16 protein-coding genes are annotated in these 14,009 nt (G+C 44.1%); all 16 read right to left on the reverse strand.

Translation table 11 applies throughout. The features are described 5' to 3' along the window. Positions 1 to 20: 20 nt before the first annotated feature. Positions 21 to 1,262: an RIP metalloprotease RseP gene (gene rseP / locus ASF99_RS09285; RefSeq protein WP_023468687.1), complete on the reverse strand. Its 1,242-nt coding sequence runs from the start codon at positions 1,260 to 1,262 to the stop codon at positions 21 to 23. A gap of 14 nt (positions 1,263 to 1,276) precedes the next feature. Beyond that, on the reverse strand, positions 1,277 to 2,431 hold the full coding sequence (locus tag ASF99_RS09290) for a 1-deoxy-D-xylulose-5-phosphate reductoisomerase (RefSeq protein ID WP_055968631.1): 1,155 nt from the start codon (positions 2,429 to 2,431) through the stop codon (positions 1,277 to 1,279). A gap of 14 nt (positions 2,432 to 2,445) precedes the next feature. Next, positions 2,446 to 3,246 carry a phosphatidate cytidylyltransferase gene (locus tag ASF99_RS09295; protein ID WP_023468689.1) on the reverse strand — a complete coding sequence of 267 codons (801 nt, stop codon included), beginning with the start codon at positions 3,244 to 3,246 and terminating at the stop codon, positions 2,446 to 2,448. A 19-nt stretch (positions 3,247 to 3,265) separates the two neighbouring features. Continuing rightward, positions 3,266 to 4,006 (reverse strand): isoprenyl transferase, encoded by a 741-nt coding sequence (locus ASF99_RS09300; protein ID WP_023468690.1) that lies wholly within the window; start codon positions 4,004 to 4,006, stop codon positions 3,266 to 3,268. Between the two features lie 79 nt (positions 4,007 to 4,085). Next, entirely contained in the window at positions 4,086 to 4,643 is a 558-nt protein-coding gene (gene frr / locus ASF99_RS09305; protein ID WP_023468691.1) for a ribosome recycling factor, read from the reverse strand. Position 4,644: 1 nt separating this feature from the next. After that, positions 4,645 to 5,364 (reverse strand): UMP kinase, encoded by a 720-nt coding sequence (gene pyrH / locus ASF99_RS09310; protein ID WP_023468692.1) that lies wholly within the window; start codon positions 5,362 to 5,364, stop codon positions 4,645 to 4,647. 111 nt (positions 5,365 to 5,475) lie between these two features. Further along, positions 5,476 to 6,357, reverse strand: a complete 882-nt coding sequence (tsf, locus tag ASF99_RS09315) for a translation elongation factor Ts (RefSeq protein ID WP_023468693.1) — start codon at positions 6,355 to 6,357, stop codon at positions 5,476 to 5,478. A gap of 82 nt (positions 6,358 to 6,439) precedes the next feature. Next, positions 6,440 to 7,174, reverse strand: a complete 735-nt coding sequence (gene rpsB, locus ASF99_RS09320; RefSeq protein ID WP_012370721.1) for a 30S ribosomal protein S2 — start codon at positions 7,172 to 7,174, stop codon at positions 6,440 to 6,442. Between the two features lie 129 nt (positions 7,175 to 7,303). After that, positions 7,304 to 7,765, reverse strand: coding sequence for a hypothetical protein (locus ASF99_RS09325; RefSeq protein ID WP_055968633.1), 462 nt, complete (start codon positions 7,763 to 7,765; stop codon positions 7,304 to 7,306). A gap of 13 nt (positions 7,766 to 7,778) precedes the next feature. After that, entirely contained in the window at positions 7,779 to 8,552 is a 774-nt protein-coding gene (locus ASF99_RS09330; RefSeq protein ID WP_023468695.1) for a FliA/WhiG family RNA polymerase sigma factor, read from the reverse strand. A gap of 13 nt (positions 8,553 to 8,565) precedes the next feature. After that, positions 8,566 to 9,048 carry a chemotaxis protein CheD gene (locus ASF99_RS09335; RefSeq protein ID WP_023468696.1) on the reverse strand — a complete coding sequence of 161 codons (483 nt, stop codon included), beginning with the start codon at positions 9,046 to 9,048 and terminating at the stop codon, positions 8,566 to 8,568. Next, positions 9,041 to 9,649 carry a chemotaxis protein CheC gene (locus tag ASF99_RS09340; protein WP_023468697.1) on the reverse strand — a complete coding sequence of 203 codons (609 nt, stop codon included), beginning with the start codon at positions 9,647 to 9,649 and terminating at the stop codon, positions 9,041 to 9,043. The genes ASF99_RS09335 and ASF99_RS09340 overlap by 8 nt, the downstream gene beginning before the upstream one ends. Then, positions 9,642 to 10,070, reverse strand: a complete 429-nt coding sequence (locus ASF99_RS09345) for a chemotaxis protein CheW (RefSeq protein ID WP_023468698.1) — start codon at positions 10,068 to 10,070, stop codon at positions 9,642 to 9,644. The genes ASF99_RS09340 and ASF99_RS09345 overlap by 8 nt, the downstream gene beginning before the upstream one ends. Positions 10,071 to 10,081: 11 nt before the next feature. After that, positions 10,082 to 12,079: a chemotaxis protein CheA gene (locus ASF99_RS09350; protein WP_023468699.1), complete on the reverse strand. Its 1,998-nt coding sequence runs from the start codon at positions 12,077 to 12,079 to the stop codon at positions 10,082 to 10,084. Positions 12,080 to 12,105: 26 nt separating this feature from the next. Then, positions 12,106 to 12,960 carry a MinD/ParA family protein gene (locus tag ASF99_RS09355; protein ID WP_035396779.1) on the reverse strand — a complete coding sequence of 285 codons (855 nt, stop codon included), beginning with the start codon at positions 12,958 to 12,960 and terminating at the stop codon, positions 12,106 to 12,108. Then, positions 12,957 to 14,009, reverse strand: a complete 1,053-nt coding sequence (locus ASF99_RS09360; RefSeq protein ID WP_055968635.1) for a GTP-binding protein — start codon at positions 14,007 to 14,009, stop codon at positions 12,957 to 12,959. Before ASF99_RS09360 ends, ASF99_RS09355 begins: the two co-directional genes overlap by 4 nt.

Raw genomic sequence — 14,009 nt, forward strand, 5'->3', positions numbered from 1 at the left:
TCCTTTGACTGAGTGATTAATTAAAAGAATTTTTGAATGTCGTTCCAAGTAACGACGAGCATGAGTAACATCAAAAGCGCAAAACCGACGAAATGAACCAATCCTTCTTTTTGAGGATCGACCGGTTTACCGCGTAAGGCTTCAAGGAAGAGGAACAGCAAGCGTCCTCCGTCAAGTGCTGGAAGTGGCAATAGGTTGAAGACTGCTAAGTTAACGGACAACAGTGCAGTCCATGTCAAGAGCATCGAGAACCCACTATCTGCGACCTGATCGGTCATCTTGACGATCCCGACTGGCCCTGATAATTGATCGACGCCAACGACACCGGTCACGAGATCTCCAACCGCTCCGACGATGAGCGTCGACATCCGCCATGTTTCTGAAACGCCCGTTTGTAGTGCTGTTCCGAATGATTTTTCTGTCTCATTCGTAACACCGATGATGCCGACCTTCTGTTCTCCTTGCTGTTGCACTTTTGGCGTGATTTCAGTTGTCGTCTCTTTCCCATCACGCTCATATTTTACTTCTGTCGCTTTCCCAGCACGATCTTGGAATCCAGCACGTAAATCCGTCCATTTGGCTGTATCCTGTCCGTTGACTGAGATGATCCGGTCACCTTCAACAAGTCCTGCTTGATCGGCAGGTGAACCTTTTTGTACTGTACCGATGACGCTTTCCCCTGTCGGAGAGCCATTATATAAGGCAAGACCGAATAAAATGACGAACGCGAGGACAAAGTTCATGAACGGTCCTGCAGCAATCGCAAGGACGCGTTTCCAAACGGATTTCGAACCAAATGTGCGATCATACGGCGCAATTTGTGTCCGTGTCTGACCTTCGACAAGAAATGCTGTCGGGGAGACAGGGTATCGGACCGAGGTCTCATCCTGTAACCCAACGAGTTCGAGTTGACGCAACAAGTCAATCCGCTCGACAGTAACGACTTGGTCGACTTGTGGCTGATCTGCATCGAAATAAATCGTCTCGATGACACCGTCCTTTAACTGTAATCCGACGGTTTGACCTGATTTGATCTCAACGAGTTCAGGTTCTTCACCCGCCATCTTGACATAACCGCCAATCGGCAACAGGCGCACCGTATACAACGTCTCATTTTTAAACACTGAAAAGATCTTCGGTCCAAATCCAATCGCGAATTCCCGACAGAGAATACCTGCCCTCTTCGCCATTACGAGATGACCCCATTCATGGACGGCGACGAGTACACCGAACATCAGTACGATTGAAATAAAGGTCGTCATTACTTATCCCATCCTTAGTTAGCGAATGTAAGAGACGATACGAACTCACGCGCCCATCGATCGGCTTCAAGGATTTGATCCAAGGAAGGCTCGTCGATAAGCTCATGAGCTTGAAGCGCCGCCTCGACGCTCGCTTCGATTTCTAAAAAGCGAATGTCCCCTTTTAAGAAACGGTCCACCGCTTGTTCGTTCGCAGCATTGAGTACTGATGGCATCGACCCACCGGCTTGACCCGCTTCAAAAGCAAGTCGTAACAAGGGATAACGATCAAATGATGCATCAGCAAAGTGTAAGCGTCCGATTTCCTTTAAGTTTAACCGTTCTCCCCCTTGAATTTCAAGGCGGGACGGATATGTAAGAGCGTACTGAATCGGCTCCCGCATGTCGGGCATACCAAGCTGCGCCATGACGGCACCATCGTTGAACTCAACCATCGAGTGGATGATCGATTCACGATGAATGACGACATCGATATCCGCATAGTCGACATCAAATAACCAGTGCGCTTCAATGACTTCGAACCCTTTGTTCATCATCGACGCCGAATCAATCGTGATTTTCGCTCCCATCGACCAGTTCGGATGCGCCAGTGCTTGTTCGACCGTCACGTCTGCCAGATCTTCCCGTGATTGATCACGGAAGCTTCCGCCTGATGCTGTCAAGATGATTTGACGCACATCCTCTCGCCGCTCCCCGTTCAAGCATTGGAAGATTGCCGCATGTTCACTATCAACAGGTAAAATCGTCACGTTTTTTTCGCGCGCGAGCTTCATGACAAGGTGCCCTGCCGTGACGAGTGTTTCTTTGTTCGCAAGACCAATCGTTTTACCCGCCTCGATCGCGGCAAGCGTCGGACGTAAGCCGACAGCTCCTACGACCGCTGTAATGACTGTATCGACTTCAGGATGCGTCACGACATCAAGCAATCCTTCTTCACCGATGACGATCGTCGGCTGATAACTCAACTGCTGCTCGAGTTCTTGACGTGTTGTCTCATCTTGAACTCCGACAAGCATCGGTTGCAAACGATTCAACCACGGTACGGCGACCGTCGTGTTGCGACCAAATGCAAAACTCGTCAATTCAAAAAGATCTGGATTAGCCGCAATGACATCAAGCGTCTGCGTACCAATCGATCCCGTTCCACCGATGATACTGATTTTCTTCATAATGAAGCGCCTCCTCAAGCAAAGATATCGAGTACGACGAGGACCGTAAAGACGATCATCATGCTGTCGAATCGATCTAGAATACCACCATGGCCCGGTAGTAACGTTCCAGAATCCTTTACACCATAATGGCGTTTGTAAGCGGACTGGACCAAGTCACCAAGTTGTCCAACGACGGCAACGATGATGGCAAGGACAATGACTTTCCCAAAACCGACTGTCGGTTCGATACTTTCAAACACGACACCGAGTAAGATGGCAAGTAGCACGCCACCGACTGCCCCTTCAATCGTTTTGTTCGGGCTGATTGACGGCCACAGTTTATTCTTACCAAATCGTTTCCCGACGAAGTACGCCCCTGAATCCGTAAACCAGATCAAGAGAATGATCAAGAGCGACCACGTTAATCCATGTTCGAGTAAGCGGATGTAGGCGAACGATGCAAAACCGACACCAACATAAACCGCAGTCAGCAGTAAAAAGGCGACATCATCGAACGTAAAGACATTTTTCGAAAACACGTTCCAAAAGAGACCGATCAATAAAATGATCATTGCCCAAGCGATTGGTGAAAGTCCGATTGGGAGTGTCCGATCGACTGCCTCTTCATAGATACCGACGAATGGTAATAACGTACCGATCCCGAATAAAATCCGTGGAATGCGCGAGCCGCTCCATTGTCGCATCCGGACGAGCTCGGTATAACCGAGAATCGTTAGTACTGCCATAAACGCTAAAAAGGGAAGTCCACCGATGTACAAAAGCGCCAAAAAGATGGCGCCTGCCCATATCCCTGTGATAATCCGAGTTTTCATAAGCTAGTTCCTCATTTAATCAGACGCCGCCAAATCGGCGTGTCCGTTGATTGTAATCTTCAATTGCTGCCAAGAAAGCATCCCGACGAAACTCTGGCCACAAGACATCTGTAAAATAAAACTCTGCGTACGCCGCTTGCCAAAGTAAGAAGTTCGATAACCGTTGTTCGCCACTCGTTCGAATCACGAAATCGACATCGGTTACGGATCCTGTCATTAGCTCGCGCTCGATCGTCTCCGGTGTAATCGCATCCGGTGACAATGTTCCTGCCTGAACCTGTGCGCCCAGTTTTTGCATGACTTGCACGAGTTCATCGCGTCCTCCATAATTCAGAGCGAAAATCAGACGAAGTCCTGTATTGTGTTGCGTATCCAGTTTCGCTTGTTCGACCGCCTCACGCGTGAAATGAGGGAGGCGAGATACTTCACCTGCTACCTCGACCTTAACATTTTGGGCATCGAGTTCTTTCAAATCTGATTCTAAAAACTGAGCTGGGAGCTTCATCAAAAAATTAACTTCTTCTTCTGGACGCGTCCAGTTTTCAGTTGAAAAGGCATATAGTGTCAAGCTTCTGATACCAAGCTCATTTGCAACTCGAACGACTTCTCGAATCGATTTCATCCCTTCACGATGTCCCATAATTCGCGGAAGCCCACGTTTTTTTGCCCATCGTCCATTTCCATCCATGATGATCGCAACATGTTCTGGCACCCGTTCATAGGTTTCGGTTTCTTTCGTCTGATTCAACCATTGAAACATTCGCACTTCCTCCTCTCTCAATTATGAAGAAAGGGACTCTTCGTGTGACAAAGAGTCCCCCACATGACGATCCGTCGCGTCATACTTCCATGATTTCTTGTTCTTTTTCCGTTGCCGTTTGATCAAGTTGTTTGACGAACTTGTCTGTCAACGTCTGAACATCTTCTGTATAACCACGTAGATCATCTTCTGTCAATGCACCATCTTTTTCTTGTTTCTTCAACTGTTCGTTCGTGTCACGACGAATGTTACGGAGGGCAACCTTGCCTTCTTCCGTATACTTCTTGACGAGTTTAACCAGTTCCTTCCGACGCTCTTCCGTTAATGGTGGAATCGCAAGACGGATGACCGTACCATCAGATGATGGTGCAAGACCAAGATCAGCACGTTGAATCGCTTTTTCAATCTCACTCACCATTGACTTATCCCAAGGAGTGATCAAGATTAGGCGTGCCTCTGGTGTGTTGACATTCGCTACTTGATTCAGCGGTGTTGGTGAACCATAGTATTCGACTTGAACGGGATCCAAAATCGCAACGTTCGCACGACCTGCACGGAGTGTCGCAAGTTCCTTCTTAAGTGAAAGATGTGCTTTTTCCATCCGTTCTTCGGCTTGTTTTAAGATTTCTTTTGACATATTAGTTCCCCCTTACGATTGTCCCGATTTCGTCACCGATGACGACACGTTTGATGTTACCTTCTTCCATCAACGAGAAGACGATGAGCGGGATGTCATTGTCCATACAAAGTGATGTAGCTGTAGAATCCATGACTTGGAGTCCATCTTTTAAGACATCCAAGTAAGAGAGCGTCTCGAATTTTTTCGCTTCTGGATCAACGTTCGGATCCGCTGAGTACACACCATCGACATTGTTTTTCGCCATCAAGATGACTTCTGCTTCGATTTCTGCTGCACGAAGAGCAGCCGTTGTGTCAGTTGAGAAATAAGGATTTCCGGTACCTGCTGCAAAAATAACAACTCGTCCTTTTTCAAGATGACGCATTGCACGGCGACGAATATATGGTTCTGCTACTTGGCGCATCTCGATCGATGTTTGAACACGTGTTTCAACACCTACATCTTCTAAACTGTCTTGAAGCGCAAGCGAGTTCATGACTGTCGCTAGCATCCCCATATAATCGGCATTGGCCCGGTCCATCCCAAGTTCTGCACCTGTTTTACCACGCCAAATATTTCCAGCTCCGACAACGACCGCTACTTCAACATTTAATTCAATCAATTCGCGAATCTGTTCCGAGATGGATTTGACGATGACAGGATTAATCCCAAACCCTTGATCTCCTGCGAGCGCTTCTCCGCTCAATTTTAACACAATCCGGTTATATTTCGGTTGCATGACTATGTCCCCCTTGCTAAATTCCGTAAAAAAGGAACACGAACCACTTCCACACGAAAGTGGATTGAAGCATACGTGTTCCTTCTCTTGTCATCAGGATGATCCCGATTCTTATTTTTTAAGTTGGTTCATAACTTCTTCAGCGAAGTTCTCTTCGCGTTTTTCCATACCTTCTCCAACTTCGAAGCGTACGAATGACACGACTTTACCGCCTTTAGATTCTACATATTTACCAACTTTGAAGTCTGGATCTTTAACGAACGTTTGATCGACGAGGCAGATTTCCTCGAAGAACTTGTTCATACGACCAACGATCATTTTTTCAACGATGTTAGCTGGTTTTCCTTCGTTCAATGCTTGCTCAGTGAGGACTTTTTCTTCACGTGCTTTTTCTTCTTCTGTGACAGAAGTACGGTCAACGTAAAGTGGACGTGCTGCTGCGATGTGCATTGCAACGTCTTTTGCAACTGTTTCGTCTGTTGTACCTTCGATAACGACGACTGAACCGATGCGACCACCCATGTGGAGGTAAGAACCGAAGACTGCATCATCTGCTTTTGTGAAGAGCGCTACGCGACGGAGTGAGATTTTCTCTCCGATTGTTGAAGCTTCTTCTGAGATGTATGTGTCGATTGTTTTGCCTGCTTCGTATTCAGAAGCAAGAGCAGCTTCTGCTGTCTCAGAACCGTTACGGAGAACAGCGTCTGCGATGTTTTGAACGAGTGTTTGGAAACGTTCGTTTTTCGCAACGAAGTCTGTTTCTGAGTTGATTTCAACGAGTGCCGCTTTGTTGCCGTCAACTGCAACTGCAGTCAACCCTTCAGCTGCGATACGATCGCCTTTTGCTGCTGCTTTAGCGATCCCTTTTTCACGCAAGAAATCTACTGCTGCGTTCATGTCACCGTCAGTTTCAACGAGTGCTTTTTTGCAGTCGAGCATACCTGCACCTGTTTTTTCACGAAGTTCTTTAACCATTGCTGCTGTAATAGCCATTCGATATTCCTCCTTATAACATCCTTAGTTTCAAAAAAAAGGTGATAAAAGGTCGATTCCCTTTATCACCTGGCATCACGAATTACTCAGCGTCTGCTACTACTTCTTCAGTAGTTTCAGGTGCTACGTTATCTTCGCCTTGTTTAACTTCGAGGATTGCGTCAGCCATTTTACCAGTGAGCAATTTGACTGCACGGATCGCATCGTCGTTCGCTGGGATGACGTAGTCGATTTCGTCTGGATCACAGTTCGTATCAACAATCGCAACGATTGGGATGTTGAGTTTGTGTGCTTCTGCAATCGCGATACGCTCTTTGCGTGGGTCAACGATGAAGAGTGCATCCGGAACGCCTGGCATATCTTTGATACCGCCGAGGAATTTCTCAAGACGAGTCATTTCTTTTTTAAGAATGATGACTTCTTTTTTAGGAAGAACTTCGAATGTACCGTTCTCTTCCATTTTTTCGAGTTGTTTCAAACGGTTGATACGTTTTTTGATTGTAGAGAAGTTCGTGAGAGTTCCACCCAACCAACGTTCGTTGATGAAGTATTGACCTGCACGGATCGCTTCTTCTTTCACAGTGTCTTGAGCTTGTTTTTTCGTACCAACGAAAAGAACGTTTCCGCCTTCAGACGCTACTTCACGGATGAAGTTGTATGCTTCGTCTACTTTTTTGACCGTTTTTTGAAGGTCGATGATGTAGATTCCGTTCCGTTCTGTGAAGATGTATTTCGCCATTTTTGGGTTCCAACGGCGTGTTTGGTGACCGAAGTGTACACCAGCTTCTAACAATTGTTTCATCGAGATTACTGCCATGATGAATTCCTCCTTTTGGGTTTTGGATGTCCTCCGCGATGATCGTCTGTCCAGCTAACCTATTAAAGGCACCGCAGCTGGCGATACATGCGTGCGTAATTAACACCGTAGACTAATATAGCATAAAGATTAACGAGGAGCAACCTTCGTTTGACGAGAAAGTTTAGCAATTAAAGCGACCTCACCCGTTCCCCGATTCAAAGAACGAGCAAGTGTCTCAAGATCTGTTCCTTCGCGTAAAGCCTGCTCCACATCTGTTAAGACCTGTTCTTCGTTCTGTACTTCAGAAGGAACTGGTGTTTCAATATATGATTCAGCTCGTTCATTTTGTACAACATTTTCCTCAGGTAAAACTGATTCTATTGATGGATTTTGATATGTTTCATTTATAGGATTAGATGATACCTCAGATTTTACGTTCTGCTCGGTCATTTCATTTACTTGCTCCATAAAGCTTAATAAAACTTGCTCTGTTTCGCTTTTTTCAAGCTCTAAACGGGATATACGATCTTTTAAATCCGCTTGCTGACGAAACAGCACAAGTAGTGCGTAGCATATAAGAGCTGCTAAGAGTATATACACGACTGTCATGATTGATTTCCTTTCACATTGCGACACGATCTGCTAAGTAGGCACTTCCCAATGCATTTTTTAATTTACGGAGAGCCTTAGAATGGATTTGAGAAATTCGAGATGTTGACAATTCAAGGATTTCGCCAATCTCAGTCAATGTTAATTCTTCATAGTAGAACAAGGAAACGACGAGTTGTTCTTTTTCTGACAGCTCTTTAACTTCCTCTGCTAATTTAGCAATCAACTCACGCATTAATAACATGTCTTCCGGAGTCGCAGTATCAGGGTCTAGATAGGAAACGGTCATTGCTTTCCCTTCATCTTGTAAAGTGACGGCTTCGTCAATCGATAATATATTTGCAAAATAACTTTCAGCTAACGCACTCTTCACTTCATCTGTAGACATTTCTACAATCGAAGATACTTCTTCAATCGTCGGAGTTCTTTGAAGAGATTGCTCTAGTATTTCAACAGCTGCTTCGACCCGCTTTGCTTTTTCTCGTAAAGAACGTGGTAACCAATCGATTTTTCGCAATCCGTCTAAAATTGCTCCTCGAATCCGAAAGGCGGCATACGTGTCGAATTTATTATTATGATTTTGATCGAATTTTTGAAGAGCATCGTACAATCCCATCATCCCTAAACTTTTCAATTCATCCCGATCGACACTTTTAGGTAATGTTGCACTTAGTCGTTGAACATGATACTGAACGAGAGGCTCGTAATTCAAAAGTAATTCATCTGCTACCGTGATATCACGTGTCGATAGCCATCGATCCCAAAGTTGTTGTAATTCCTCACGCATGACCATTCCTCCTCTATATTTCCAACGTCCCGACATTTACTGTCCGGATAACGAGACGTCCTGACTTTGAGTGGAACTCGATCGTCCGCCCATTCGTGCCACCTACATCTTCTGCAACGAGTGGGATTCCTGTCTTTTGTAACATATCTTTGACGGACGCAATGTTTCGTTCTCCAATTCGCATCGATTCATGTTCGTATTTGAATTGGAACATCTGTGCACCACCAGCAATCTTAGCACGTAAGCGTAATGCACCATTTGCTCGTAAGCGTTTTACGATTTCTAAAATAGCAGTATCTGCAAACTTACCGATTTCTGCCTCGCGATTACGACTAATGGCCGAATCTGGCAACATCACGTGTGCCATGCTTGATAACCCTCGCTCTTGATCATAGATGACGACCCCAACGCAAGAACCAAGACCAGCAGTGCGAAGAATGACAGGCTGTTTGCTGATTGCGTATTCTGCAATTCCAATACGTATGAGTTCATCCATCAATGTCCACACCCAATCGCTGAAAAACTGTCTGAAACGCATTTGCTTCTGGAAGGAGAAGCAAGTGTCCAGTCAATTCATTCCCGGCACTAGAAAGATGAGTGTCGATATACAAAGCCATATTTCCCGGTGTTGAAGATTCAAGCAATGCCACCTCGAGAAGTGCGCCAACCATATCAAATGCAGAAGCAGGAACACTGACTTGGAGGGACAAATCCAACCAATCTGAAATCGATCGTGCATATGCCCCAATTAGTATATTCCCGATTTCCTCCCAGGCAGAAACCCCCATTTCATGAGAATCAGAGAAAAATTGGAATTCAGATTTCATTAGCTGTCCAATTAACTTTTCTGCATCATGGAGTGGCATCAAAAAAAGCAAGGTCGCTCGAATATCACCTGAAAACCGTAACAATGCGCCAGCCGTGTAAGCTTCTGCACCGCCCACACGATCTATGATCGTTGTAAACGATTCTAATTCGGCAGAAGGCACTTCGATTTCAATTGGTTTCCCTAAAAGTGTAGACAATGCTGTAGCAGCATGACCTGCTCCGATATTTCCAATTTCTCTGAAAATATCTTTTTGATCTGAATTAAGCATGAACGATATCCTCAAATAATCGATTTGGTTCGATTAAAGAAAACAGTTGGTCTTCTCCTTTTGCGACTGCCGTTAGGTAAGATGCATCTTCCTGTTTTTGTTCGCCCAAAGGCTCGATTCTAACTTCAGAAGATTCTACGACTTCATTCGCTCGATCAACGATGAATCCAGCGTCTCCGTGCTCAAGTGTTGCAATGATGATCCGTGTTTCTTCTGTTTCTTCGATTACGTCAAAACCTAAACGTGAACGTAAATCAATCACAGGTGTTACGACTCCACGCAAATTAATTACACCTTTAACGTAAGAAGCAGCATTTGGAATTCGTGTGATGGGAATGAGACGTTCAATTGAACGAACAGATTGTACGTCAATCCCATATGAATTCTCTTCTAGTTGAAAAACAACCCACTTTTGTTCCATCTTCAATTCCCTCACTTTCGTAATAGAGCGTTACTGTCAATGATTAATGCCACTTGCCCATCGCCAAGTATAGTTGCTCCGGAAATAGCCCGAATACCTTCGAGATAACTACCTAGCGGCTTCATGACAATTTCTTGTTGTCCAATCAATTCAGAAACGATTAAACCTGCCAGCTTTTCACCACTACGAACAACAACAACGGAGTAAGCCTCCGCCTCATGTTGCGGCAATCCATAGACTTCATTTAACGAAATCAATGGAACCAATTGTCCACGGAAATCGAATACTTTCTCGCGATGCGCCTGTAAGATCGAAGAGCTTCTTAATGATGTTGTCTCGATGATTGCCGTCAACGGAATAGCATACGTTTCTTTACCAAGTTCAACCAACATTGCTGAAATGATAGATAACGTAAGTGGTAGACTAATTCGGAAAATAGTACCTTCACCACGACGTGTTTCTACAAATACTTCCCCACCAAGAGATTCAATCTTGGATTTCACAACATCGAGTCCTACACCTCGCCCGGACAAATCTGTCACCGTTTCTGCTGTCGAAAAACCTGGAGCGAATAATAACATCGATGCTTCTTCAATTGTTAATAGTGCCGCCTCTTCTTCCGTAATTAGCCCCTTTTCAATCGCGATTCGTGTGACGCGCTCGTGGTTAATTCCAGCACCATCATCTTCGATTTCAATGAAGACTCGATTTCCCGAATGATAGGCGCGTAATGATAAATTCCCTTCAACAGGTTTTCCAGCAAGAATTCGGTCCGCTTTGTTTTCGATTCCATGATCGATTGCATTACGAATCAAGTGAACTAATGGATCTCCGATCTCATCGATGACTGTTCGATCCAACTCTGTCTCAGCACCAGTGATATGAAGTTTTATGTGTTTTCCGACATCTTTCGATACAGAACGTACCATTCGTGGGAAACGATTAAATACTTGTTCAATTGGCATCATACGTAAAGTCAATACGAGAGACTGTAATTCGTTCGTCCCACGCTTAATTCGCTCAACAGTATCCGTCAATTCAGGAGAACCTACTTCTGCCGCAATTCGTTCTAAGCGACCTCGATCGATGATGAACTCCTCAAATAAGTTCATGAGGCGGTCAATCCGTTCAAGATTGACACGGATCGTTTTTGAAGCGACTGGTGCAGTGACATCCATTGGTTCACTCGTCGTAGAAGTCGCCTCTTTTTGAATCTCTTCAGTAACAGGTTCTTGTTGCAACGTAGAAGTGGCAACTTCTGCTTCTGACGTCGTCTCAAAAGGGACGATGGAAACATTCGCCACTTCTGATACGGCTTCAACTGCTTCTCGAATCGTCTCTTTTTCACTTTGTGTTACGAATAAAATCTCAAATGATGTATCAAAATGTTCTTGCTCTAAGTCATCTGAAGTCGGATTTGATAAAATGACGTCCCCCAGTGATTGAAGACGATCAAACACCATATAAACGCGAGCAGCTTTTAAGATGACATCAGCTGATAGTTCGACTGATAACACGTATGCTTGATAGCCTGCTGCAATCGATTGTTGGACAACCGCTTTTGAATAGACATCACATTCAAAATTCTGTTGCGTAGTAGGTAGAACATTCGTTTCAACTTGTACATCATTCGGTTGAATGAATCGCTTCAATCGATTAACCGTCTCCGTTACATCTAACTTTCCTTTTCCGCCTCGACTAATATCTTCAACCATCGTTTCAAGTTGTTCTGCCGCGACGAATAATACATCAATCAGTTCGGAAGTAGCTGGTTGTTTTTTAGAGCGAACTAAATCGAGAGCACTCTCCATTTCATGCGTTAAGTCAGCGATAGCATCATACCCCATCGTTCCTGCCATTCCTTTGAGTGTGTGAGCTGACCGGAAAATTTGATCAATGACAGCTTCGTCATCCATACGTTGTTCGAAATCCAATAAGCTTGTATTGATTGCTTGAAGGTGCTCCATTGATTCATCAAGGAACAATCCTACATATTCATTTAAGTCCATGAATGATTTCCTCCTTTATTTCCAACTTAATGGACATGATCTTTCCCATGCTTTAGCCGACTTAATAATCGATCTAAAAACTTTCGTTCTTTTACGCGAACACCCGTCAATGAAGTAGTAATGTGATCCATTCGCCAACTGACATGACTTTTTCGATCCATGATATAAAATGGCATTTGGGCTTTGACCGCTTTCACTACTGTTTGATCTTCAGGTAGAAAACCAATGAAACGTAGTGATTTTCTTAAAAATTGAGAGCTGACTAATTCGAGCCGATCAAATGTTTCAAGAGCTTCTTCACCATTCGTAGCTCGATTAACAATCACGGAAACAGGCAATTCATTCGCATGATGATGGGCTAATTTTACAAACGCGTACCCATCCATGATGGAAGTAGGTTCTGGTGTAACAACTAGCCATGCTTCATCTGCACTACCAATGAAATCAAACGTTTGATGATTAGCACCGGCACCTAGATCAAGTAATACATAATCATATTCATAGAAGAATCGAAATTCACGTAATAAAAAGGTAATGTCATCACTCGTGAAATTCGTCAATTCAGCAAATCCACTTCCCCCATGAATGAACTGAAGGGTTGGTGAATATTCTACAATTGACTGTTGTAGTGATTCTCTTTTCTTCACACATTCCATCAGTGATAACTTAGAAGATTTACCGAGTAAAATACCAATGTTGGCCATACCGATATCTAAATCGATAATAAGTACCTTCTTGTTTTGAAGAGATAGAGCAACACCTAAGTTGACAGCGACGTTCGTTTTCCCAACGCCACCTTTACCACTAACAATAGCAATCGTTTTAGTTTCATTTACGGATAACTTAGAGCGTAGGACTCGAGCTTGATCTTCTTGCATCATCCCATTCCTCTCTCGACGATCATCTGGGATATCTCTTCTACAGAACTAAACAAGATATCTTCAGGTACCTCTTGACCAGTGGTTATACAATAGATGGGTACATCACTTTCTTCCGCGAGACCAACGATTGACCATAATTCACTTGTCTCGTCCGCTTTTGAGAAAATAATTCCAGATACAGGTACGGATTGAAAGCGATCATACATACGAAGTAGATCTTGATATTTCGCAGTCAGACTGAGTACGAGAAATACATCCGTCTCTTCAAAAGTATGCCGACTTTTTAATTGTTCAACATACCCGACATCAAGGAAATTCCTACCCGCTGTGTCAATCAGAACGATATCGCATGATTGTAATGCTTCTTTCGCTTGTTCAAAGTCATTCAGATCGTATGCAACATGAATCGGGATACCTAGTATATCTGCATATGTGTTTAATTGTTCAATGGCAGATATCCGATATGTATCCGTCGTAATAAGACCGACTCGTTTTTTTTCTGTTAATGTAAAATGTGCTGCTAGTTTTGCAATCGTAGTCGTCTTTCCGACACCTGTAGGACCTGTTAACATAATGAATTTCGAATGCGTCGTTTTCGTCCGAATCTTCGCTTGAACCTCTTCGAGTAATACCGTGTTCAATTCAGCTTGCTGCGTTTGATAATAAGTTGACACAAGTTTCTCGTGTAGGTGTTCTGCCAACTGATTCAACGCTGGCTCCGCAAGTAACTTAGCGTACTGTCTTAGTTCTCTTGGTAATGGTCTTTCCCCTGTCGTAATAATTGTAGGGCGTTCTACGATTGATCGCTGTTCTATTTGGTTTACATGAAGGTTCACTCTATTCGGCTGTTCTACTTTAACAGTCCTTTTATCCTCTACATGTTCATCCACCGAACCGACCAATTCTACTTTTCGTTTTGCAAAAACCCCGAAAATACCACCGACTTTTATATGCCGTGTATTCAAGATGATAGCTTCTTCGCCTAACTCCTGTTTAACTCGCTCCATTGCTTCAGCCACCGTATCTGCTACGATTTTTTTCACTATCAT

Origin of the sequence: Exiguobacterium sp. Leaf187 (assembly GCF_001423925.1) — a bacterium.
GTDB classification, from domain to species: Bacteria; Bacillota; Bacilli; order Exiguobacteriales; family Exiguobacteriaceae; genus Exiguobacterium_A; species Exiguobacterium_A indicum.